Origin of the sequence: Pseudoxanthomonas sp., from assembly GCF_035999195.1 — a bacterium.
In the GTDB taxonomy this organism is placed as follows: domain Bacteria; phylum Pseudomonadota; class Gammaproteobacteria; order Xanthomonadales; family Xanthomonadaceae; genus Pseudoxanthomonas_A.
This window is the reverse complement of the sequence record NZ_DASYGY010000009.1, coordinates 1215314-1238262: the sequence shown is the minus strand read 5'-3', so window position 1 is coordinate 1238262 and position 22949 is coordinate 1215314. Positions and strand designations below refer to the sequence as shown.

Here is a 22949-nt window from a genome sequence, read left to right as displayed (position 1 = left end):
CGGGCTTTTTCCTGGGTGGCGTCAGCGCCAGGAGGTCAGCTGCAAGCGGAACACGTCGCTGCCGTCCTCGCGCTGCACGATGCGCACCGGCGTCGGTACGCCGGCAGCGATCCAGGCGGTGGTCTGCTTCCCGCCGGCGCTCTGGACGACCTTCGTCGTGTCCAGCGCGCGACCGTTCACGGTGATCTTCTCGCGGCCGGCGACGCGGTACACCATCGGCTTGGCCTTGCCGTTTTCCAGCAACCGGTAGCTCATCGACGTCCGGCCGAAGCCGACATCGCGGACCAGCGCCAGGTTGACCAGCAGCGCATCCATGTCGCCGGGCTGCATCGCAACGGGGCCCGCGCGCTGCGGTTTCACATCACCGGTCCAGCGCGCCTGCAGGCCCTTCCAGTTGTAGTGCGTAACGACGGCGCGCGTCTTCATCAGGTAGGTGGAACGGTCGCTGCCGCCCAGGGGCCGATAGCGGCCGCCGACATCCTCGAACACCGTCGCCTGGCTCAGGTTGGCCATCGTGTTGCGGATGCCCATCGCATACGTCCAGCGATTGCCCTGCTGCGACAGCGACATCGAGCCACCCGCCGAAATTCCCTTGAAAGACGCTTCGTACTGGGCGGTGAACGGTTTCAGCGCGTAGGCCGGCATGGCTGTCGTCGCAAGCATGGCGGCGGCGACGACCGGCAGGATGGACATCCTTGTCATCGTGTGATCTCCGGAACTGTGATCAGCGCCAGGACGTGAGGGTCAGGTCGATGGTGTCCTGTCCCTTCTCGCGCTGCAGGATGCGCGCGGGCACCGGGGCATCGGCGACCACCCAGACGATGGTCTGCTTGTCGCCATCGGTGCGGACGACCTTGGTGGCGTCCTGCGGCTTGCCGGCCACGGTGATGCGCTCCTTGCCGGCGACCTGATACGTCATCGGCTTGGCGCGGCCGTTTTCCACCATGCGGTAGGTGAGCGGCTTGCCCGCCGCGACGTCGCGCACGATGGCCAGGTTGACCAGCAATGCGTCCATGTCGCCCGGGACCAGCTTCACGGGGCCGGCACGATCGGGCTTCACGTCGCCGTTCCAGGTGGCCTGGGACTTGCTCCAGTCATAGACGGTGTTGACGTTCTTCTTCTTGATCAGCAGGCGCGAGCTGTCGCTGCTGCTCAACGGACGCATGCGGCCATCCTGCACGTCGAACACGGTCTTCTGGCTCAGGTCCACGGCCTGGTTGCGCACGGTCAGCGAGTACTGCCAACGGTTACCCGGCTGGGCCGCGACGGACATCTGGCCTTCGCCGACCATGCCCAGCGCGCTGGCGCTGTAGTTCGCGGTGAAGGCCTCCACGGCAAGGGCCGGGGCGCTGGCCGCGGCAAGCAGCGCGCCGGCCAGCAGCAGGCGGGGGAAGGAAACGGGGGTCTTCTTCATGATGTTCATGGTGCTCCTTGGTATTCGACCAGGCGGAGGTCTACGCCATCCTGACCGTCTTCCCGCTGCAGGATGCGCACGGGGGTGGGCACGCCATCGGCGACCCAGAAGATGGTTTCGTCGTTGCCGCCATTGGCGCGGCTGACGCGCAGCGCGCTGTAGCTCAGATCGTCGACGGTCACGGTTTCGGGTTCGGGCGACACCTGGTACTGGTACTCGCGGATACGCCCGTTGTCCACCACGCGGTAATCGAGTCGCTTGCCCGGGGCGGCGTCGCGGATCACCGCCAGGTTCATCAGCAGCGCGCTCATGTCGCCGGGCTGGAGGGGCAGTGGCGCGCGCCGCTCCTTCTTGATGTCGCCCTGCCACTGCGCGGTGCGGGCGTTCCAGTCGTAGGTGCCGACCATCCGCTTGCCCATGAAGACCGCGCGGCGGACGGTGGCCTGGCTGATCGGACGGAACTGCCCGCCGGCGGCATCGAAGACCGTACTCTGCTCGATGTTCAGGCCGGCCAGGCGCGCGAACCCACGCGTGCCCTTGACGTTCAGATCGATCTGCCACTGGCTGCCGGTCCTGGGCGCCACCTTCATGCTGGCGCTGCCCGCCAGCTTGCCCTCGTTGTAGGCCTGGTAGCTGGCAACGAACGGCTCCAGCGCCAGCGCAGGCGCCGTGACGCCGGCCAGGGCAAGGCCGAGCAGCAGGGAATGGAAAGGCGAAGGCATCAGGGGGGAGGCGAGGGAACCAAACGGTCGGTCGAATCTAGGGACAGGGGATTTAATAGCGGCTGACCGTGGTAGAGCACGATCTCGCCCTGTTCAGCCAGCGCCCCGGCGCAGGCGAGGCGCAGCACCGCCAGCATCAGGGCGTGTTCGCGCGGGAGCAGGCGTGCGGCCAGCTTGTCGGGCGTCTCCCGGGGCAGGATCGGGATCCGCACCTGGGCGATCACCGCGCCGGCATCCAGTTCCGGGGTGACGAAGTGGATGCTGGCGCCGTGTTCGGCGTCGTGCGCCGCCACCGCGCGTGCATGCGTATACAGGCCGGGGTACTTGGGCAGTAGCGAGGGGTGGATGTTCAGCAGCCTGCCGCGGAATCGTTCGATGAACGCGTCGCCGAGGATGCGCATGTAGCCGGCGCAGACGACCCAGTCCGGGCGGGTCGCGTCGATGGCCTCGGCCAGCGCGGCCTCGTAGCGGGTCTTGTCCCCGAAGTGGGAAGGCCGATGGCCCCAGCGCCTGTCTTCCGGCGCATAGCGCAGGGCCGGTGCCCCGGGCTTGTCGGAGAAGACGCCGACGACCTCGGCGTCGAGCGTGCCGTCGGCGGTGGCTTGCAGGATCGCCCGCAGGTTGGTGCCGCGGCCGGAAGCCAGCACGGCGATACGTGATGTCATGCGGAGAACTCCTCGGATTCCTTGCGCGCCAGGGGCCCTACCAGCAGGGCGCCCACGGTGGCCAGCAGCATGTCGGCATGCGCATCCCACACGTCGCCCTGCTGGCCGTTGTAGGACTCGGCGGCCTCCGGCGACATCGTCAGCGCGATGCCCCATTCCAGCCACTCGTAGATCAGGCTGGTGCACATGATCAGCATCACGGACAGCGTGAAGGCCTGGCCGATGGACAGCCCCCGCCAGCGCTGGCGCAGCCAGTGCCAGACCGCCGGGGCGAAGCAGGCGCCGTACATCAGGTGGATGAAACGGTCGAAGTGGTTGCGCTGCCAGCCGAAGCCCTCCGCTGGCGACCAGCCCACCGCCGCCTGCAGCCACGCGTCGTACGGCACATAGGAGTACAGCCAGCGCGCGCCGATGCAGTGCGCGATGATGAAGGCGCAGATCAGGACGAAGTGCGCCGGCCGCAGCGGCCAGCGCCGGTCGTGCCACCACAGCCACGCCAGTCCGACCACGGTCAGGCTGCTGTGCAGCGCCTGTTCGACCGGCCAGCGGGGCGCGATCCAGCTGGCGCCGAACACCGCCAGCGTCAGCCCGAAGGCGATCGCCTTGCCGCGCGGCATGCCGCGCTCAGCCGATACGGACGCGTTCGCCGCCGGTGGCGGTGACGACTTCGCCGATCTGCCAGTGGGTCAGCTGCAGGCGGGCCAGGTCGGCCTGCACGGCGGCCAGCTGGTCCGGCGCGACCACCAGCACGAAGCCGATGCCGCAGTTGAAGGTGCGCCACATCTCGGTGTTTTCGACCGCGCCCTCGCGCTGCAGCCAGTCGAACACGGGCGGCAGCGTCCAGGCGCTGGCGTCGATCTGCAGGCCGAGCCCGTCCGGGATCACGCGGATGATGTTCTCGGTCAGGCCGCCACCGGTGATGTGCGCCATGCCGTGCAGGTCGTGCGCCTGCAGCAGTTCCAGGATCGGCTTCACGTACAGCGTGGTCGGCGCCATCAGCGCGTCGGCCAGCGGCACGCCGCCCACATCCAGATCGGCCGGGCGGCCGGCGCGGTCGTAGATGCGGCGGACCAGCGAATAGCCGTTGGAGTGCGGGCCGCTGGAGGCGATGCCGACCAGCACATCGCCGGCGCGGACCTTGGCGCCGTCCAGCAGGCGCGATTTCTCCACCGCCGCCACGCAGAAGCCGGCCAGGTCGTATTCGCCCGGACCGTACATGTCGGGCATTTCGGCGGTCTCGCCGCCGATCAGCGCGCAGCCGGAGAGTTCGCAGCCGCGGGCGATGCCGCCGACCACCGCCACCGTGGTGTCGACGTCGAGCTTGCCGGTGGCGAAGTAGTCGAGGAAGAACAGCGGCTCGGCGCCCTGCACCAGCACGTCGTTCACGCACATGGCGACCAGATCGATGCCGATGGTGTCGTGGCGGCCCAGCTGCTGGGCCAGCTTCAGCTTGGTGCCCACGCCATCGGTGCCGGACACGAGCACGGGCTCGCGGTATTTGCCGGACAGGTCGAACAGCGCGCCGAAACCGCCCAGCCCGCCCATCACCTCCGGCCGGAAGCTGCGCTTGACCAGCGGCTTGATGCGTTCGACCAGTTCGTTGCCGGCGTCGATGTCGACACCCGCGTCGCGATAGGTCATCGGGGTGGGGGCGGAAGGCGTCGGCTGGGTCACGGGCGGTCGTCGGCGGGGCAAGAGGCGTGATTTTAAAGGAATCGGTGGGTCCTGAACGGGTGGCGTTGGCGGTATCGGTCCATTCGGGCAACAATTCACCGGGTCTGTAGAGCTCAAGGACGCTCGATGCGCCGGATTCCAGGTATCGCACTCGCCATGGCATTGCTGATGGCGGCACTGACCACGACGCCCGCCGTGCAGGCGCAGTCCGGCCTGCGCACGGAAGGCGATGCGGTCTCGGCGCGCGGCCTGTACCAGGCCGAGGTGCCGGTCAGCGGGCAGGGCGAGGCGGAGCGCCAGGGCGGTTTCGCGCGCGCGCTGGGCACGGTGCTGTCCAAGCTGTCGGGCGATCGCGGTGCGATGTCGCGTCCCGGCGTGGGCGCCGAGCTGCGCAACGCGAAGGACTATGTGGAAGGCTACGACTACCGCCAGGACCAGGGCACGTCGCTGTCGGGCGCGCCGACGTTCCGAACCATGCTGGTGGTGCGTTTCGACGAGGAGCAGGTCAACGGCCTGGCCGGCGCGCTGGGCCTGCCGGTATGGCCGCAGCCGCGCCCGAAGCCGGTCGTCTGGCTGGCGATCAACGATGGCAGCGGACCGCGCCTGCTGGGCCTGCAGCATGCCAATGCCGCGCGTCCGCTGCTCAACCGCGCCATCGAGCGCGGCTACGGTCTGGGCCTGCCCGCCGGCAGTGCGGCCGAACAGGCGCTGGTCGGCGCCATCTGGCGCCAGGATACGGCCGCCGTCGCACGAGCCTCGGCCCGCTACAGCCCGCCGATGCAGCTGGTCGGCAAGCTCTACCGCAACGCCAAGGGCGGCTGGACGGCCGACTGGGTGTTCGTCGACGCCGGCAAGGTGCTGGCGACATGGTCCGTGACCGATGCCGATGCGCGCCGCGCGATGGCATCCGGCGCCGATGGCGCCGCCGATGCGCTGGTGAAGCGTTACGGCAAGCGCGGCAGCGCCGGTCCTGCCGGCACGTACCGCGTGCTGTTCACCGGGATCCGAAGCACCGACGACTACCTGCGCCTGACGGGTCACCTGCAGAAGATGGCCGTGGTCCGTCGCATCACCCCGGTGCGCGCCAGCGGCGATGTGCTGGAGCTGGACCTGGAGCTGGTCTCCGGCCTGGCCGGCTTCCGCCGCACCATGGGCGATGACGCTCCCTTCACCGGCGGCGAAGGCGAGCCGCCGGCCTACCAGATGCGCTGACACAAGGACGCTGCATGGATCTTTCTTCAACCCCGGCGGGCACGCTGGCCCGTCGCTGGCAGTGGCTGCTGATCGCGCTGATCGTCGGCTGGCTGATCTGGCTGCTCGCGCCCGTGCTCACGCCCTTCGTATGCGCCGCGCTGCTGGGCTGGCTGGGCGATCCGTGGGTGGATCGCCTGGAAAGGTCCGGGCGTTCACGCAGTACCGCCGTCGTGTTGGTCTTCACGCTGATGGTGCTGCTGCTGGTGCTCGCGCTGGTCATCCTGGTGCCGATGATCGAGCGCCAGGTGGTGACGGTGATCGAATCGATGCCGGCCTACCGCGACTGGTTCGTGGACAAGGCGCTGCCCTGGGTGGAACAGCGCACCGGGCTTGAACTGGTCGCGTGGCTCGACCCTGATCGCCTGACCGAATGGATCCGCGGCCATTGGCAGCAGGCCGGTGGCGTCGCCGCCACGCTCTTCGGCTACTTCTCGCGCTCGGGCTTCGCGGTGATGGCCTGGGTGGCCAACCTGGTGTTGCTGCCGATCCTGACGTTCTACTTCCTGCGCGACTGGGACACGCTGGTCGAGCGCATCGCGGCGCTCGTGCCGCGCGACCATATCGCCACCGTCACCCGGCTGGCACTGGAATCCAACGAAGTGCTGGGCGCGTTCCTGCGCGGGCAGTTCCTGGTGATGCTGGCGCTGGGTGCGATCTATGCGATCGGTCTGTCGGTGGTCGGCCTGAAGGTGGGGCTGCTGGTCGGCATCATCGCCGGCCTGATCAGCTTCGTGCCGTATCTCGGCACCGCTACCGGCATCGTGCTGGGCGTGATCGCCGCGCTGGTGCAGTCCGGTGGCGACTGGTCGCTGGTGGCGCTGGTGATGGGCGTGTTCGTGGTCGGCCAGATGCTGGAAGGCTACGTGCTGACGCCGCGTATCGTCGGCGACCGCATCGGCCTGCATCCGGTGGCGGTGATCTTCGCCATCATGGCCGGCGGCCAGCTGTTCGGCTTCCTCGGCATGCTGCTGGCATTGCCGGTGGCGGCCATCGCCAACGTGCTGCTGCGCTTCGCCCACGAGCGCTATACGCAGAGCCGCCTGTATGCCGGCGACCGGCCCTCCATCGTGCTGGATTCGTACATCGACAAGGGCAGCGTGGAGCAGGCGGCGCCGCGCGCCGATTCCGATACGCCGTGAGCCGCGATGAGCCGGGCGCGGGGCTGGGTCCGCAGTTGCCGCTGGCGCTGCGGTATCCGCCGGACCAGCGCTTCGAGAGTTTCATCGCGCCGCCCGAAGGCGCGCTGCCGGCGCTGTCGGCGCTCGCCACCACCAACGGTGCCGACTGGGTGTACCTGGCCGGTGCGTCGAGGACCGGCAAGACGCATCTGGCGCTGGCCGTCTGCGCGGCCGCCGAGCAACATGGTCGCCGTGCGGTCTATCTGCCCCTGGCAGCGGCGGCGGGACGCCTGCGCGAGGCGCTCGACGCGTTGGATGGCAACGACGTGGTCGCGCTCGACGGACTGGACGCGATCGCCGGCGGTCGCGAGGACGAAGTCGCCCTGTTCGATTTCCACAATCGTGTGCGCGCCTCCGGCGTGAACGTGCTGTACACCGCGCGCAGTATTCCCGACGACATCGGACTTGGATTGCCCGACCTGCGTTCGCGCCTGCAGCAGTGCCTGCGGCTGATGCTGGATCCGCTCGACGACGAAGGCCGTCGCGATGTGTTGCGCGACCGTGCGCAGCGGCGCGGCCTGGTGCTGGAAGACGCGGCGCTGGACTGGTTGCTCACGCGCACCGATCGCGACCTGGGTGCGCTGGTGGCGTTGCTGGACCGGCTCGATCGCGCATCGCTCGCGGCACAGCGCAGGATCACCGTTCCGTTCCTGCGGCAGGTGCTGTAGGCGCGGATCAGCGCGAAGCCAAGCCCTGTTCCAGTTCCGCGAGCCGCTGTGGCGTACCGACATCGGTCCAGCGGCCTGCGTGGCGCTCGCCGCGGATACCATCACTGCTCATATGGGCCCGCAGGATTGGAGCCAGTCGGAAGCGCGGTTTTCCATTGGCGGCGAAACCGGCGTGGTCGTCGACATGACGCTGCCAATCGTCGAGCAGAGCGGCACGATAGATCCCGATGCCCGCATATGTCAGGCGACGTTCGCCATCGCTGCGGACATGGCCCGTTTCGTCGAGGGCGAAATCACCGTGGGTGGCATACCCCGGAGGATCGATCATCACCAGATGCGCCAGCCCCGCCGGCTCACGTGGCAGCCTGACGAAATCGAAGTCCGTCCAGATATCGCCGTTCACCAGCAGGAACGGCGCCTCGCCGAGCAACGGACGCGCGTTGAGCATGCCGCCCCCGGTTTCCAGTGGCGTATCGCCTTCGTGCAGGTAGTGCAGCCGCAGGCCCCACCGATCGCCGTCGCCGAGCACGGCCGGGAAGCGGTCGGCCAGCCAACTGGTGTTGATGACGACATCGCGTACACCCATCGCCGCCAGCTTTTCCAGATGCCAGACGATCAATGGCTTGCCGCCGGCTTCGATCAGCGGCTTCGGTGTGTGGTCGGTCAGTGGGCGCATGCGTTCGCCGAGGCCCGCCGCGAAAACCAGCGCCTTCATGCGATCTCTCCACGCGCATGCAGCACCGGTTTGATGCGCGCGTCGAGCAGGGTGCCCAGGCCGGCCAGCTCCGGGTAGCGCGGCAGCACCTCGTCCAGATAGCGGATGAAGCGGGGTACGTCGGGCAGGTAGCGGGTCTTGCCGTCCCGGTAATGCAGGCGCGAAAAGATGCCAAGGATCTTCAGATGACGCTGGATGCCCATCCAGTCCGCATCGCGCAGGAAGACCTTGAGTTCGGGTACCGGTACGCCGGCACGCGTGGCGCGCGCGTGGTAGCGGGCCAGCCAGCCGTCCACGCGTTCGATCGGCCAACTCAGGAAGGCATCCTTGAACAGGCTCATCGCGTCGTAGGCGACCGGTCCGCGCACGCAGTCCTGGAAGTCGAGTACCGCAGGTCCCGGTGTCACGGGCATTAGGTTGCGCGGCATGAAATCGCGGTGCGTCAGCACGCGCGCCTGCGACAGCGCGTTGTCCATCAGGCGGCGCTGCGCCAGCTCGAGGCCCTCGGCTTCCCCGCACTCCAGCGTCAGGCCCAGGTGGCGGCGCAGGAACCACTCCTCGAACAGGCCGGCGTCGCGCTGCAGCAGCGCCTCGCCGAACTCGCCCATGCCATCCGGCGGCGTGATGGCCTGCAGGCGCAGCAGTTGTTCGATCGCCGCGTCGAACCAGGTGTCGGCGTTGTCTTCGCTGATGACGTGCGCCAGCGTCGGTCCGCCCAGGTCCTCGAGAAGCAGGAAGCCCAGCTCGGTGTCGATCGCCAGCACCTCGGGCACGCGCACGTCGCCGCCCAGCAGCAGTTCGCGCATCGCCAGCCACGGGCGTACGTCTTCCAGACCGGGCGGCGAATCCATCACGATGCGTCCGGGTCCATCGCCCAGGCTGCGCCAGTAGCTGCGGAAGCCGGCGTCCATCGAGGCCCGTTCGAGCTGGGCGTAGGGATCGCCCAGCGCGCCGCGCGCCCACTCCAGGCGCTGGGCGCCGCGTCCGGAAGGGTCCTGAATCGTCGGGGTCATGCAGTGGCGGCCATGCAGAGAGCGAAAGGACGACAGGGTAAACTGGCCCCTACCGACTTGCGAGGCTTGCATGGCCAAACTCCAACCCGTGCTGCTGTCCGGCGGCTCCGGCACGCGCCTGTGGCCGCTGTCGCGTGAGGCCTATCCCAAGCAGTTCCTGCCCTTGGCCGGCGACGACACCATGGTGCAGGCCACCTGGCGCCGCGTGGAGGCCATCGCCGAATGCGCGCCCATTGTGGTCGCGAACGAAGAACACCGTTTCCTCGTCGCCGAACAGTTGCGGCAGATCGGTGCGCCGGTGCCCGCCATCCTGCTGGAGCCGGTCGGCCGCAATACCGCGCCGGCGATCGCCGCAGCGGCGTTGCAGTCGATGGCCGACGGTGCGGATCCGTTGTTGCTGGTGCTGCCGTCGGACCATGTGGTCCGCGATGTCGCCGGTTTCCGGCGCGCAGTTCGCGATGCTGCCGCAGCGGCCGAGGCCGGCGCCTTGGTGACGTTCGGTATCGTCCCGGATGCGCCGGAAACCGGATTCGGCTACATCCAGGCCGAAGCCGGCGACGGCCTGCGCAAGGTCTCGCGCTTCGTCGAGAAGCCCGATGCCGCCACTGCCCAGTCTTACCTGGATGCCGGTGGCTATTACTGGAACAGCGGCATGTTCCTGTTCCGCGCCAGCCGCTATCTGGAAGAGCTCGCGCGCTTCCGCCCCGACATCGTCGAAGCGGTGCGTGCCTCGCACGCGGCGGCGCGGCATGACGGCGATTTCGTTCGCCTCGACAAGGCCGCGTTCGCCGCCTGTCCATCGGACTCGATCGACTACGCGGTGTTCGAGAAGACCGACCACGCGATGGTGCTGCCGGTCGACATCGGCTGGAACGATGTCGGCAGTTGGTCCGCGTTGTGGGATGTCGCCGATCGCGACACCGATGGCAACGCCCACCATGGCGACGTCATCGCCGTGGACAGTCGCAACACGTATGCGTATGCGCAACGGCTGGTCGCGCTGGTGGGCGTGGACGACATCGTAGTGGTCGAAACCGACGACGCCGTGCTGGTGGCGCGCAAGGACCGCGTGCAGGACGTCAAACGGGTCGTGGCGCAACTCAAGCAGGAGCAGCGCAGTCAGGCCGTGCTCCATCGGGAAGTGCACCGCCCGTGGGGCAGCTACGATTCCGTCGACAACGGGGGGCGCCACCAGGTCAAGCGCATCAAGGTAAAACCCGGTGCCGCGCTCAGCCTGCAGATGCACCACCACCGCGCCGAGCACTGGATCGTGGTCAGCGGCACCGCCAAGGTGACGCGCGGCGACGAGACCCTGCTGCTGTCGGAAAACGAGAGCACCTACATTCCGCTCGGCGTGAAGCACCGCCTGGAGAATCCGGGCAAGGTGCCGCTCGAACTGATCGAAGTGCAGTCCGGCAGCTATCTGGGCGAAGACGACATCGTGCGCTTCGAGGATGTGTACGGCCGCAGCCAATGACCCGGCGGCCGCGTGCCGCAGGAAAAAGGCCCCGCGAACGCGGGGCCTTTCTTCTTCCGCATCACTTCTTCTTGCGGATGAACCCGTAGATCACCAGCAACACGATCGCACCGATCACCGAGGCGATGAAACCGGTCGGTTCGCCGGGGGAGTACCAACCCAGTGCGCCACCGATGAAGCGCGCCAGCAGGGCGCCCAGGATGCCCAGCACGATGGTCATGAAGAAGCCGAGCTTGTCGTTGCCGGGCTTGATGGCCCGTGCGAGCAGACCGGCCAAAAAGCCGATCAGCAAGGTCCACAGGATGCCGCCGCCAAAGATCTGTTCCATCGAAACGCTCCGGTTGGGAAAGGTGTGGGGCGAGGCGCAGCGTAACCCAGACGCCACGACGCAAGCCATCGGCAGGCTGCATGCCCGGGCATGTATGCGTGATGCGGGATGTTGGCTGCACGATGTGGGATGTGGGATGTGGGATGTGGGATGTGGGATGTGGGATGTGGGATGTGGGAGCGACGTGAGTCGCGATGGGCTTTGCAGTGAAGGCCCCATCGCGACTCACGTCGCTCCCACACGCGTCCCCCCGAGCCCCTGCAAAACCTGATGCGCCCGAGCCGCAAAACGACGAAGGCCGGGTCGCCCCGGCCTTCGTCGCGATACCACTGGCACACCGCGATCAGCAGCAACCGTGATCGCCGTGCTGTTCGCCGCCCGCCACGGCAGCCACGCCCGTGGTCTCGCCGCGCACGCTCGCGGCATGGTGTTCGGCGATCACCCTGGCCACGCAGGCCGTGACCTTCTTGCCCATCGGGATGTGCAGGAACTCGTTCGGGCCGTGCGCGTTCGAGTGCGGACCCAGCACGCCGGTGATCATGAACTGCGCACCCGGGAACTTCTCGCCCAGCATGCCCATGAAGGGAATCGTGCCGCCTTCGCCCATGTACATCGCCGGCTTGCCGAAGAACTCGCGGCTGGACGCGTCGATGGCGCGTTCAAGCCACGGCGACATCGCCGGCGCATTCCAGCCGGTGCTCGCCTTCTCCAGGTCCAGGCTGACCTGCGCGCCGTTCGGCGGGTCCTTTTCCAGCAGATCCTTGAGCAACTGGCCTGCCTGCTTGCCTTCCAGGGTCGGCGGCAGGCGCAGCGACAGTTTCACCGAGGTGTGGGGACGCAGCACGTTGCCGGCCGACGACAGCGGCGGCATGCCGTCCACGCCGGTCACCGACAGGGCAGGACGCCAGGTGCGGTTGAGCACCAGTTCGGCCAGGTCCTCGGCCATCGGCGTCATGCCGGGCAGGAAGGGGAACTTGTCGAACACGGCCGTATCCAGCACGCGCGCCGCTTCCTGCGCCTGCGCGACGCGGGCGGCGGGAATCTCGACCTGCAGGCCGTCCGGCAGGATGCGGCCGGTCTGCTCATCCTCCAGTCGCGACAGCAATTGGCGCAGCAGCCGGAAGCTCGACGGCACCACGCCGGACGCGTCGCCCGAGTGCACGCCTTCCTCCAGCACCTTGACGGTGAAATTGCCGCCGGCCAGGCCGCGCAGCGAGGTGGTGCACCACAGCTGTTCGTAGTTGCCGCAGCCGGAGTCCAGGCAGACGACCAGCGACGGCTTGCCGATGCGGTCGGCGAGGTGATCCACGTAGGCGGGCAGGTCGTAGCTGCCCGATTCCTCGCAGGCTTCGATCAGCACCACGCAGCGCGCATGCGGCACGCCCTGCTGCTGCAGCGCCTGGAGCGCGGCCAGCGAGCCGAAGATCGCGTAACCGTCGTCGGCGCCGCCGCGGCCGTACAGCTTGTCGCCCTTGATGACGGGCACCCAGGGGCCCAGGTCGTCGTCCCATCCGGTCATTTCCGGCTGCTTGTCCAGGTGCCCGTAGAGCAGCACGGTGTCGGCTCCGGTTTCCGGACCGCTGGCGGGAATCTCGATGAAGATCAGCGGCGTGCGGCCTTCGAGCCGGACCACCTCCACCTGCATGCCGGGGATGGATTGCGCCTTCGCCCAGCGCTCCATCAACTGCACGGCCTGTTCCATGTAACCGTTGGCCACCCAGTCCTTGTCGAACATCGGCGACTTGTTGGGAATGCGGATGTACTCGACCAGCTGCGGGACGATGTCGTCGTCCCACTTTTCGGCAACGTAGCGGTCGACTTTGGCGGTATCCATGGCAACTCCGGGCACTGAAAGACAGACCGCCATTCTACGCCCTGGCTGCGGGTAGGACTTTTCCTACACGCCTTTGCGGTGTTTACGGGCAGATTCGCCGGCGACCGGGCGATACCTTGGGGCCTGTCGGAGTTGGAGACTGTCCCTACCGCCGCGGGCCCCGGTCCCCGGCGGAAACACGACGGATGCCTCGAGGCACGCCGTCGTGCAGGGAGAAACCAACGCCACAAGGAGAGTCGTCATGAAGTCGTTCGTCCACATCGTGTTCGCCGCCGCACTGTCGCTGCTGTTCGCCGTGCAGGCGATGGCGTCCGAGAAGGTCAACATCAACACCGCCGATGCGGCCGCGCTGGATCGCGTGCTGATCGGCGTCGGGCCGGCCAAGGCCGCCGCGATCATCGAATACCGCAAGACCAACGGACCGTTCAAGAGCGCCGAGGAACTGGCCATGGTGAAGGGCATCGGCCTGAGCACCATCGAACAGAACCGCGACCGCATCGAACTGCGCACCGGGACTGCGCCGGCCACCAAGCCGGCGGCCGCGGCGGCGGCAAAGCCGGCCAGCAAGCCGGTGGTGCGCCGCTGATCGAATCCCGCGCCAGGCGCCTCCACAGGAGGTGGAGCGCCGGGTACAGGGGCAGGACGCCAGGGGGAGACAGGCTGGACGCCGACAGGGACGTATCCATATCGCGCAGGACGCGCATGGGTCAGGAACGGGCAGGAGCCTGATACCGGCAGGAGCCGACACGGAGGTGGACATCGCCCGGATGTGCAGGATGCGCATCCGGGCGATGTTGTTTCCGCTGCGAGTGCTTCCCCTCGGCGGCGGACCACGGGCTAGAATCGCGCCGCCTCCTGACGGGAAGACACCATGCCGGCATCCTCGCGCCTGATTCCCGCCAACGAGTACCGCAGGGAACGCTGGAAGAACGGGCTGAGCTGGACGCGCGAGATCGTGCGGGTACCGGACAGCGATACCTGGGACTGGCGGCTGTCGATCGCCGAGATCGAACGCGACGCCGCGTTTTCCCCGTTCCCTGGCATCGATCGCGAACTGGTGCTGCTGCATGGCAATGGTCTGCGCCTCCGGTTCGGAGATGGCCGGGTGGTGGATCTGCTGCCGCCGCATGACCGGCTGCGCTTCGCCGGCGAGGAGGAGGTCGTGGGCGAGCTGGTCGACGGCACGACGCACGACTTCAATCTGATGTGGCGTCGTGGCCGTGTGCGAGCCGAATTGCTGCATCGTCCGCTGGTCGGGCCGATGCTGTTCTTCACCGAGCCTGGCGTGCATTGGATCATCCACCTGATCGCCGGTCAGGCGACGTTCGATGCCGAGAGTGCGCTGGGCCAGCTCTGGAGCGGCGACACGGCCATCCTCGTTCCGGGTATGGCACGTGCGCGTCACGCGCTGGAGGGCGGCGGGGAACTGCTGGCCATCCGGATCGAGGACGAAGCCCGCTGATGCCTTCGCCTCAGTAGACGTCCCGTCGATAGCGGCCACTGCCGCGCAAGGCCTCGACACGATCCTCGCCCAGAATGTCGCGCAGCGCTGCATCGACCTCGGGTGCCATGCCGGCCAGGCTGCCGCAGACATACAGTGCCGCACCTTCGTCCATCCATTGCCGCAGGCGATCGGCCTGCGCCCGCAGGGCATGCTGGACGTAACGGTGTTCGCCGCCATCCCGCGAGAACGTCAGGTCCAGCCGTTCCAGGAATCCCTGCGCCTGCCAGGCAAGCACTTCGTCGGCATGGAAGAAGTCGTGGGTGCGCTGACGTTCGCCGAACAGCAGCCAGTTGCGTCGCGTTCCCGACCGTATGCGTGCCTTGAGATGCGCGCGCAGCCCCGCCAGGCCGGTGCCGTTGCCGATCAGGATCATCGGAGCGTCGACGGAGGGCGGGTGGAAATTCGGATTGCGGCGCACGCGCAGCGCGATGGTGTCGCCGGGCTGCGCGTAGGTGCAGAGCCAGCCGCTGCCTAGGCCGGGCACCCCATCCGGTCGCCGCATCAGTCGTACCAGCAAGTGCAGCGCGCCATCGGCGGGAATCGAGGCGATGGAGTACTCGCGGTGCGGCAGTGGGGTGCAAGCGTCCGCCAGCGCCTGTGCCTGGATCGGCACGGGCATCGCGGACGGGTCGGGCCAATGGCTCTGTGCCAGCACGCTTGCCAGGGGCTGCGTCTGGTCCCGCCAGCGGACCGGCGTGTCGCCCGCAAGGTCGATGTGGCGCAGGAACTCTTCGACATCCCCTGCTGCATGCCGTGGCCCGATTTCGGCGATGTCGCCGGCCTCCCAGGCGGGAAGTGCGTCGGTGTCGGGTTCCAGCGACAGATGGAACGCGGGCCCGCAGAGGCTGCCGGGATTGAGTTCGACCCGCTCGCGCAACCGCCACGCGTGGTAGCGCGGCGCCGACCAGTCCGGCACCTCGCCATCGTCGCCGAGTTGTCCGAGGTGGTGCTGCCAATGGCGCAGTGCGCTGTCGTCGGCGTTGTCGACTTCGACCAGGTCGAACAGGGGGCTCGCGCCCTGGCGCCGCAGCCAGTCATCCAGGCGGTGGCCGAAGGCGCAGAACTGCGTGTACTCGCGATCGCCCAATGCCAGCACGGCGTAGTGCAGGTGTCCCAGCGCGAGCGTCTGCGACATCACCCGTCGCACGAAGCCCAGCGCAGGATCGGGCGGATCGCCTTCGCCGGTCGTGCTGACGACGAACAGGACGCGTTCGATGCCCTGCAGCCGCGCCGCATCCAGATGCTCCAGCGCTGCACGCTGCACCACCACGCCGCCCCGGCGAAGCGAGGTCGCCGTCATGTCGGCCAGTTCCATCGCGAACCCGGTCTGGCTCGCATGCACAACCCAGATCGCGTCCTGCGCGGCGACCACAGCCGGCATTGCGGATCGTTCGCGCGCGCGCCCGCGACGCAGGAAAGCGACCACCAGGCCCACATATGCCAGCACGGCGACAATCGCCATGCCGCTACGCGTCATCGGCGGTGCGCCCTGCCACCAGTCGCCGTCATGCAGGCCCGCGAGCAGCCAGGCACACACGGCGAGCAGCAGCATCGCCAGCGCATTGCCTATCCAGGGCGTGATGCCGCGCGCAATGGTGGATGACGGACTCATGCGGCGAGATGCTGCTCGAACGCGGGCGTCATCGTTTCCACCAGGCCATCCGCCGTGCGCTGCAGGAAGCGTGCGGCCAATCCGTGACGAAGAGCGAATGCGTGCCCGTTGCGCGATCCCATCACGGTCAGCGCCGTGGCCCAGGCATCGGCGTGCATCGCGTCCGCCGCGACCACGGTGACGGCAGCCGCGGCGTCCGTCACCGGCTCGCCGCTACAGGGGTCGAGGGTGTGCGAATAGCGCCGGCCGTCCTGATTGTAGGCATGCCAGCGGTCGCCGGAGGTGGCGACGGCCACGCCATCCAGCGCCAGCACGCGCGGCTCCAGGCCTTCGCTGTCGGCTTCCTCGTCCGGCGAGGATTCCACCAGCACGCGCCAGGGCTGTCCGTCGGCCTTTCGGCCGTAGCCGTACAGTTCGCCGCCGACCTCCACCAGCGCGGCGTCGATGCCATGCCGCTTCAGCAACGCTGCGACGACATCCACCCCGTAGCCCTTGGCGATGGCGGAGAGATCGAGCATCACGCGGCCAGGTTGCCTGATGCGACGGCCGGCAGGATCGAAGCGGAGGTGTTGCCATCCCACGCGGGCGCGCGCCGCCACCAGGTCCGCGTTGCTCGGGCGACCGCGCGCGCCGGCATGCGCGCCGAATCCCCACGCTGCCACCAGCGGCGACACGGTCGGGTCGAACGCGCCTTCACTGGCCGCCGCGATGGCGAGCGCGGCGGTCAGCACGTGCAGGAAGTCGTCCTGCAGCGCAAACCATTCACCCGCCGCCACCTGATTGAAACGCGTGATGTCCGCATCCGCGTCCCACGTGCTCATCTGCGCCACCACGTCGTCCAGGCGCGATTGCACGGCGTCATGCAGGGCATACAGATCGATGCGCGTCGCGCTGACGCAGTGCACGGACCAGGTGGTGCCCATGGTCTCTCCGCGCAGCGTGTGCACGGGAGCGGCGGGGGCCATGGGCGAGGTGATGAAGGTGTTCATTGCGATGCGCGCCGCCGGAATCGTCGCCGGCGGCACGATGCGGTCTTACTGCGGCAGCACTTCCAGCGTGGCGACATAGCTCAGCCGGCGTTGCTTGGCCTGCGGCACGCGCGTCTTGTCGTCCTGCGTGCCGGTTTCCAGCCAGTACATGCCGGCTTCCGGCCAGGTCACGCTGAACTCGCCCTGGGCATCGGTGGTGACCTTGATCTCCTCCTGCGCGTTGCGATAGCGCGTACCGCCGCGGGTGATCTCGAATTCCAGGCCAGCGGCGGGCTTGCCGTCGACCAGCATCCTGAAGGTCGCGGCCTCACCGGCGAACAGATCGTTGGGATGCGTCAGCGGCATCAGCTCGATACCTTCGCCGGTCGCCTTCAATGCCGTCTCGTTCGGCGCGCCGTTGGTCACGAACGTCTCGATGCGTCCCAGCGATTCGGAGACCTGCAGGTTCTTCGCATCCTTCGGCACCTTGGTCGCCAGGTCGTCCGGCTTGGCGCCGCGCAGTCCACCCGGCTTGCCGTCGGCGCCTTCCCAGCGAACCATCAGGCCCTTGTTGACCGTCGCGATGCGGTAGGTGCCCTGCTGCTTCAGTTCGACATCGAACACAGTGCGGTACTTGCCCGTGGCCAGGTTCTGCGCCTCCACCGTGCTGCCATCCGGCGCGGTGATCGCCAGGCCTTCGGTGCGCAGCGGCACGTGGTTGAAGTAGAACAGGTCGTTGGACACGGCGGCGTCCACCGTGATCCACGGATTGGTGCCGGCGATGACGGTCTGCGACGGCTGCAGCCACGCCTTGTGCGCCAGCGCGGTGGCAGGGATGACGGAGGCCAGGGCGATGGCTACGGCGAGGGAACGCTTCATCGGAATCTCCTGTACAGGGGGAAGAGGATCAGGGCTTGACGGTCAGCGTGACGGCACCGAGCTCGGTGCTGCCCTGGGCCTTGGCCGATTGCGGCGCGCCCTTGGCGGGCCAGGTAAAGGGGATCTTCAGCAGTTCGCGGCCACCGACTTCGCGCGCGGCTTCCACGACCAGCGTGTACTGGCCGGGAGCGAGTTTGGCCAGGTGCTGCCTGTCGCTGAAGCTCAGCGCATGCTTGCCGACCGGCTTGGTGGGTCCGGTGATGCCGTCCACCGGCACCTGCAGCGAGCGGCCGGATTTGCGCCACCACTGGCGGAGGTCGGGCAGCCACTTGGTGCCGTGCCCTTCCGAGTTGCTGGTCTGCTGGTACCAGACCGAAAGGTTGGCGGCGACCTTCTGGTCGGCGCCCTCGATCCACACCGCGACGTAGGGGCGGTGGTATTCGGCCACGTTGAGCTTGGGGACCTCGACGTTGACGTCCAGCGTGGCGGCATAGGCCGGCGTGGCCAGCAGGCCGCTGAGCGCGATGGTCAGCGTGGTGTGGACGGCGATCTTCGACATGCGGTCACTCGTGGTTCGTGGAAGGGGTCAATGGATGAAGAGCAGGGCGATCAGCAGCGGCACCAGCAGGCCCAGGCCGACCATCGGCCAGGTCATGCTGCGCTGGCGACCGTGCAGGTAGAGCAGGAACAGACCGGTGATGCAGAACACCAGGCAGGCCACGGCGAAGATGTCGAGGAACCATCCCCACGCCGGTCCGGCGTTGCGGCCCTTGTGCAGGTCGTTGAAGTAGGAGATCCAGCCGCGGCGGGTTTGTTCGTACTCGACCGCGCCCGTTTCGCGATCGATGCTCAGCCACGCGTCGCTGCCCGGGCCCGGCATCGAGAGGTAGAGCTCGAGATCGGACCATTCCGCCGGACGCGTGCCGATCCGGACCGGAAGTTCCTGCTCCAGCCAGTCGGCCACGGCAGGAGGCAGGGGCGCGTTGCCTTCCTGCCGGTCGCCCAGCGTGGCAAGCACGGAGGCGGGGACGGTCGCCGTGAAGTTGGTGACCTCGGGCGTGGCTTCGATCTTCGCGGCGTGATTCAGCGTGATTCCCGTGATCGCAAACAACAGCATGCCGATCAGGCAGACGGCAGAACTGATCCAGTGCCACTGGTGCAACGTCCGCAGCCAGAAGCCGCGGCGCTGTTGCTGGAGGGCAGGGGAGGCGGAAGGGGACAACGGCAGTCTCGACGCGGGTGGAGCGGGTCGCCATTACATCACAAATGAGAATGGCTCTCAATTAAGGTGACGTTCCCGGCCGGTGCCGGACGGGAACGCCCGTCGGCCTCAGAAGCTGACGTTGAGGCTGAGCCACAGGTTCCGCGACTTGTCCTTGTTGTTGTAGTCGTCCAGGTACGAGACCTCGTTCGACGAGTACGCGCCGTCGCCGTTGAGATCGTCGAAGACCGTCTGGAACGAGGTGAAATCCTCATCCAGCAGGTTGTTGATGCGGCCGGAGACCGAGACGTGTTCGTTGAAGCGGTACTGCGCGCCCAGGTGCAGCACGGTGTAGTCCTTGTAGTCCCGACGCACGCCGTTGATCGTGTCGCGGTAGCGCTTGGAGCGGGCTTCCGCCAGCAACTGCAGGCTGAAGCTGTCCGTCGCCTGCCAGTTGAGGCTGGCGTTAGCCATGTGGCGGGCCGTGTTGGTCAGTGGCAGGCCCCTCTGCGCGCCGCTCAGCTGCTCGCTGTCGGTGAACGTGTAGTTGGCGCGCAGCGAAAGTGTGTCGGTGATGCCCCAGCGTCCCGCAATCTCCACGCCCTGGATGCGGACTTCGTCGATGTTGATGTTCTGCGCGTACGTGGTGTACCCCAGCAGCGCGTAGTCGCCCAGGTTGGCGCAGGGGCGCACGCCGCCGGTCTGTTCGCAGCTCAGGCTGGTTTCGCCGCGCGCGATCTTGTCGTCGAAGTCGTTGCGGAACACCGTGACATTGACGTTGTGCGCGTCGTCCGGCGCGGTCCAGTACAGCGCGATCTCGCTGTTGACGCTGGTCTCCGGCTGCAGATCCGGATTGCCGACGAAGGGCGTGGTGCCCTGGCCGCCGAAGCCGGTGATGCCGTCGTACAGGTCAGTGGTCTTGGGCGTCTTGAAGCCGGTGCTGACGCCGCCCTTTAACGTCCATGTCTCGCTGACGTCCCAGACCGCATACGCGCGGGGGCTGAGCTGGCCGCCGAACACGTTGTGGTCGTCGTGGCGCAGGCCCAGCGTGATGGTCAACGCCTCCAGCGGTTTCCAGTTGTCTTCGGCGAACAGCGACCACATCCTGTGCTCCTGCACGGTACCGCCGCCATCGCCGCCGCCTTCCATGCCGAACACGCCGTCTTCAAGTTCGCCGTCGATCACCTGGCCGCCGACGATGAAGCGGTGCGCCTCACCGAGGGCGAAGTCGAGCTTCGCGTCCAGCGTGTACTGGCTGCTCTCCATCGTGCGCTTGGGACGCGGCAGGAAGGTCGACACGGCGGTGGCCTGCCGCTCGGCCACGCTCAACCCCGTGTAGGCCCCCGTGCCGCGGAAGATCTGCTGGTGCAGCAGGCGCTCGGCGACGGTGAACGGCAGCGTGCGGCCATGGTTGCCGGTCTCGATGTGCGCCAGCGACACGAAGCTGTCGCCGAAGGCCCATTGGCCGTTGTGCGTGACCGACCACTGGTCGCGCGTGAACTCCTGGTCGGCGGCGTAACCGACCTGCGGCGCCGCGCGCCAAATGCCGGCCAGGCCATCCACGGTGCCCAGCGGATAGGTTTCGGTGCCCAGGTTGTTGATGTATGGCGTGTTGTCGTACACCTGCTCGGAGGTGTCGTAATCGAAGAGCACGCTCTGGTTGTCTGCCGGCGTCCAGCTCAGGGTGACGCCCGCACTCCTGTTGGTGTTGTCCACCGTTTTGCCGCCGCCGCCGAAACCCAGCGCACGCTCGAACACGGTACCGTCCGGCGCGGTGATCGCCTCGTATTCCGGCGTGGACGCATTGCGTTCGTACCAGGAACCGCGCACGCCCAGGCCCAGGCGATCCTTCACCAGCGGGCCCATCAGCGCGAAGTCGAACGTGCTGTCGCTGCCGAAATCGCTGTTCTCCTGGACGCCATGGCCCAGCGTGGCCGAACCGCGCCAGCGGTCGGACACCTTGCGGGTGATGATGTTGATCACGCCGCCCAGCGCATCGGCGCCGTACAGCGTGGACGCGGGGCCGCGGATGACCTCGATGCGCTGGATCATGTCCAGCGGCGGGATATGGTTGAACTGGTTGCCGCCGAACGAGTTCGGATAGATGTCGCCGTGGTTGTTCTGGCGCTTGCCGTCGATGAGGATCAGCGTGTAGTCCGGCCCCATGCCGCGGATGCTGATCGTCTTCTGCCCGGTCTTGTCCGAGGTCTCGCCGACATCCACGCCTTCAAGGTCTCGCACGGCATCGATGAGCGTGATGTAGGGCCGCTGGCGCAACTCTTCCGCGGTGACCACGCTGATGCTGGCGGGCGCATCGGTGATCTTCTGCTCGAAGCCGGAGGCGGTGACGACTACCGTGTCGAGATCTGTGGCATCCGGCAGGGGCTGGGCCAGCGTGGGCGCGCAGACCAGAGCGAGAAGGGCGAGGGCAAGACGGTTGCGGCGCAGCGGCGCCTGCAGGGAACTGCAAGAGGGGCTCATGGCGATCATCGGAGGGGGATGGGGGGAGGGCGCACCGCAGACGGCGGAGATCCGGGTGCAGTGCCGAGCGGACTGCGCCGCGCGCGTGCCGCGGCGGTCAGGCCGCGTGCGGCGGCGCCTGACCGGGATGCAGATCGAGCGCAGGATCGGTGCGCGGGGCGTACGCGTGATCCGACGGGACGAACCGGCGAGCACCGGCAGCGTCGGCCGCGGCGACGTGGATGTCGTCGGCATGGAAGCCGAGGGGCCGACACATCGGCGGGGTCGAGCGGCTGCAGACCTGCAGCGCGCTGAGGCGGGGCTTTTTCAGATGCAGTTCGCGATGACGTGCCTGGTGCGGCGGGTCGCCATCACGCGCGTCGCTCACCACCAAGGACGACGCTTCGACAGACGTCGCGATCAGGCTGCTGGTGCGGGGACCGGTACTGGAGAATCCAAGCGCGGCGCAGAACGCCATCAGCGCCAGGACTAGTGCCATCCGGTATCCGCGTACGGCCCTGGCGCGCGGCGCGCAGGTCTGGCGGAGGCTGGCTGGCAAGGCGTCGATCACGTGGTTCCCTGGCGATACGCCCTGGATGGCGCACCGAACGGGGGTCATCTTAAATGAGAATACTTATCAAATGCAAACAAGGTTGAGTCTTGTTTGGCCGCCCTCGCAGCGGCTCAGGTCTCCGCCCATTGCCGGAGAAGGTTGTGGTACACGCCGGTCAGCTGCACCAGCGCAGGGTGGTCCGGGAGATCCGCGGTCAGGCGCCGGATCGATACGTCCAGCTCGAACATCAGGCGACGCTGTCCATCGTCGCGCACCATGCTCTGCATCCAGAAGAAGGACGCGATCCTCGCGCCACGCGTCACCGGCGTGACGCGGTGCAGGCTGGTGCCCGGGTAGAGCACCATGTGCCCGGCAGGCAGCTTCACGCTCTGGGTGCCGAACGTGTCTTCGATGATCAGCTCGCCGCCGTCGTAGTCCTCGGGTGCGGTGAGGAACAGCGTCGCCGACAGGTCGGTCCGCACGGGATCCACGCCGCCGCGGCTGCGGTCGTAGCGGATGGCGTTGTCCACGTGGTAGCCGAACGATTGTCCGCCGCTGTAGCGGTTGAAGAGCGGCGGATAGATGCGCTTGGGCAGCGCGGCCGAGAAGAAGGTGCTGTTGCGCGACAGCGCATCCAGCACCAGTGCGCCGACATCGCGCGCGGCGGGCGAATCCTCCGGCAGCTGCGCGTTGTCCTTGGCCTTGGCCGACTGGTAGCCGGCCGTGATGCGTCCATCGGCCCAGTCGGCCGCGTCGAGCATCGTGCGGGCCTGTGCGACCTGGGCAGGCGTGAGGACATCGGGAATCGCCAGCAGCATGGAGGTTGACCT

At 67.7% G+C, this 22949-nt stretch carries 24 protein-coding genes; 6 read left to right on the top strand and 18 right to left on the bottom strand.

Translation table 11 applies throughout. From position 1 onward, the window contains the following. Positions 1–21: 21 nt before the first annotated feature. Genes VGN58_RS12875 through purM form a run of 6 tightly spaced genes read right to left on the bottom strand, consistent with a single transcriptional unit; the run spans position 22 to position 4442 of the window. Positions 22–702, bottom strand: coding sequence for a DUF3108 domain-containing protein (locus VGN58_RS12875; protein ID WP_327483601.1), 681 nt, complete (start codon positions 700–702; stop codon positions 22–24). A 22-nt stretch (positions 703–724) separates the two neighbouring features. Then, entirely contained in the window at positions 725–1414 is a 690-nt protein-coding gene (locus tag VGN58_RS12870; protein WP_327483600.1) for a DUF3108 domain-containing protein, read from the bottom strand. A gap of 5 nt (positions 1415–1419) precedes the next feature. Continuing rightward, positions 1420–2136, bottom strand: coding sequence for a DUF3108 domain-containing protein (locus tag VGN58_RS12865; RefSeq protein WP_327483599.1), 717 nt, complete (start codon positions 2134–2136; stop codon positions 1420–1422). Continuing rightward, the gene (purN, locus tag VGN58_RS12860; protein ID WP_327483598.1) at positions 2136–2801 is read right to left on the bottom strand and encodes a phosphoribosylglycinamide formyltransferase; all 666 of its coding nucleotides are present in this window, start codon (positions 2799–2801) and stop codon (positions 2136–2138) included. The genes VGN58_RS12865 and purN overlap by 1 nt, the downstream gene beginning before the upstream one ends. Next, positions 2798–3418 (bottom strand): DUF2238 domain-containing protein, encoded by a 621-nt coding sequence (locus VGN58_RS12855; RefSeq protein ID WP_327483597.1) that lies wholly within the window; start codon positions 3416–3418, stop codon positions 2798–2800. Before VGN58_RS12855 ends, purN begins: the two co-directional genes overlap by 4 nt. A gap of 7 nt (positions 3419–3425) precedes the next feature. Further along, a complete protein-coding gene (gene purM / locus VGN58_RS12850; protein ID WP_327484654.1) occupies positions 3426–4442 on the bottom strand; it encodes a phosphoribosylformylglycinamidine cyclo-ligase in 1017 nt (338 codons plus the stop codon). Between the two features lie 159 nt (positions 4443–4601). Here purM and VGN58_RS12845 point away from each other — a divergent pair, with 159 nt between their 5' ends. The 3 genes from VGN58_RS12845 to hda are packed head-to-tail and all read left to right on the top strand — an operon-like array spanning position 4602 to position 7575. Continuing rightward, complete coding sequence (locus VGN58_RS12845) at positions 4602–5687, top strand: DUF2066 domain-containing protein (protein ID WP_327483596.1); 1086 nt, start codon at positions 4602–4604, stop codon at positions 5685–5687. Positions 5688–5701: 14 nt separating this feature from the next. Next, on the top strand, positions 5702–6868 hold the full coding sequence (locus VGN58_RS12840) for an AI-2E family transporter (protein WP_327483595.1): 1167 nt from the start codon (positions 5702–5704) through the stop codon (positions 6866–6868). Continuing rightward, complete coding sequence (gene hda, locus VGN58_RS12835; RefSeq protein ID WP_327483594.1) at positions 6865–7575, top strand: DnaA regulatory inactivator Hda; 711 nt, start codon at positions 6865–6867, stop codon at positions 7573–7575. Before VGN58_RS12840 ends, hda begins: the two co-directional genes overlap by 4 nt. A gap of 7 nt (positions 7576–7582) precedes the next feature. Here the strand turns inward: hda and murU are convergent, their stop codons facing one another. Continuing rightward, positions 7583–8290 carry an N-acetylmuramate alpha-1-phosphate uridylyltransferase MurU gene (gene murU / locus VGN58_RS12830; protein ID WP_327483593.1) on the bottom strand — a complete coding sequence of 236 codons (708 nt, stop codon included), beginning with the start codon at positions 8288–8290 and terminating at the stop codon, positions 7583–7585. After that, positions 8287–9303: an aminoglycoside phosphotransferase family protein gene (locus VGN58_RS12825; protein ID WP_327483592.1), complete on the bottom strand. Its 1017-nt coding sequence runs from the start codon at positions 9301–9303 to the stop codon at positions 8287–8289. The genes murU and VGN58_RS12825 overlap by 4 nt, the downstream gene beginning before the upstream one ends. A 70-nt stretch (positions 9304–9373) precedes the next feature. On the opposite strand from VGN58_RS12825, the gene VGN58_RS12820 reads away from it, so the two are divergent. After that, positions 9374–10780: a mannose-1-phosphate guanylyltransferase/mannose-6-phosphate isomerase gene (locus VGN58_RS12820; protein WP_327483591.1), complete on the top strand. Its 1407-nt coding sequence runs from the start codon at positions 9374–9376 to the stop codon at positions 10778–10780. A gap of 61 nt (positions 10781–10841) precedes the next feature. Here VGN58_RS12820 and VGN58_RS12815 read toward each other — a convergent pair whose 3' ends face one another. Beyond that, positions 10842–11108, bottom strand: coding sequence for a GlsB/YeaQ/YmgE family stress response membrane protein (locus VGN58_RS12815; protein WP_345786029.1), 267 nt, complete (start codon positions 11106–11108; stop codon positions 10842–10844). Positions 11109–11451: 343 nt separating this feature from the next. Further along, positions 11452–12942 (bottom strand): M20 family metallopeptidase, encoded by a 1491-nt coding sequence (locus VGN58_RS12810; protein ID WP_327483590.1) that lies wholly within the window; start codon positions 12940–12942, stop codon positions 11452–11454. Between the two features lie 241 nt (positions 12943–13183). Here VGN58_RS12810 and VGN58_RS12805 point away from each other — a divergent pair, with 241 nt between their 5' ends. Both VGN58_RS12805 and VGN58_RS12800 read left to right on the top strand, forming a co-directional pair. After that, complete coding sequence (locus VGN58_RS12805) at positions 13184–13528, top strand: helix-hairpin-helix domain-containing protein (RefSeq protein ID WP_327483589.1); 345 nt, start codon at positions 13184–13186, stop codon at positions 13526–13528. A 285-nt stretch (positions 13529–13813) separates the two neighbouring features. Beyond that, on the top strand, positions 13814–14404 hold the full coding sequence (locus VGN58_RS12800; protein WP_327483588.1) for a HutD family protein: 591 nt from the start codon (positions 13814–13816) through the stop codon (positions 14402–14404). A gap of 10 nt (positions 14405–14414) precedes the next feature. Here VGN58_RS12800 and VGN58_RS12795 read toward each other — a convergent pair whose 3' ends face one another. The 8 genes from VGN58_RS12795 to VGN58_RS12760 form a co-directional block, all read right to left on the bottom strand. After that, on the bottom strand, positions 14415–16058 hold the full coding sequence (locus tag VGN58_RS12795; RefSeq protein WP_327483587.1) for a sulfite reductase subunit alpha: 1644 nt from the start codon (positions 16056–16058) through the stop codon (positions 14415–14417). Continuing rightward, the gene (locus VGN58_RS12790) at positions 16055–17047 is read right to left on the bottom strand and encodes an FAD:protein FMN transferase (protein WP_327483586.1); all 993 of its coding nucleotides are present in this window, start codon (positions 17045–17047) and stop codon (positions 16055–16057) included. The genes VGN58_RS12795 and VGN58_RS12790 overlap by 4 nt, the downstream gene beginning before the upstream one ends. A 45-nt stretch (positions 17048–17092) precedes the next feature. Continuing rightward, positions 17093–17905: a DUF4198 domain-containing protein gene (locus VGN58_RS12785; RefSeq protein WP_327483585.1), complete on the bottom strand. Its 813-nt coding sequence runs from the start codon at positions 17903–17905 to the stop codon at positions 17093–17095. A gap of 28 nt (positions 17906–17933) precedes the next feature. Next, the gene (locus VGN58_RS12780) at positions 17934–18464 is read right to left on the bottom strand and encodes a DUF2271 domain-containing protein (RefSeq protein ID WP_327483584.1); all 531 of its coding nucleotides are present in this window, start codon (positions 18462–18464) and stop codon (positions 17934–17936) included. Positions 18465–18491: 27 nt separating this feature from the next. Continuing rightward, entirely contained in the window at positions 18492–19127 is a 636-nt protein-coding gene (locus VGN58_RS12775; RefSeq protein WP_327483583.1) for a PepSY-associated TM helix domain-containing protein, read from the bottom strand. Between the two features lie 108 nt (positions 19128–19235). Further along, the gene (locus VGN58_RS12770) at positions 19236–21587 is read right to left on the bottom strand and encodes a TonB-dependent receptor domain-containing protein (protein ID WP_327483582.1); all 2352 of its coding nucleotides are present in this window, start codon (positions 21585–21587) and stop codon (positions 19236–19238) included. 97 nt (positions 21588–21684) lie between these two features. Further along, complete coding sequence (locus VGN58_RS12765; RefSeq protein WP_327483581.1) at positions 21685–22065, bottom strand: hypothetical protein; 381 nt, start codon at positions 22063–22065, stop codon at positions 21685–21687. A gap of 185 nt (positions 22066–22250) precedes the next feature. Next, on the bottom strand, positions 22251–22937 hold the full coding sequence (locus VGN58_RS12760; RefSeq protein ID WP_327483580.1) for a Fe2+-dependent dioxygenase: 687 nt from the start codon (positions 22935–22937) through the stop codon (positions 22251–22253). Positions 22938–22949: the final 12 nt, after the last annotated feature.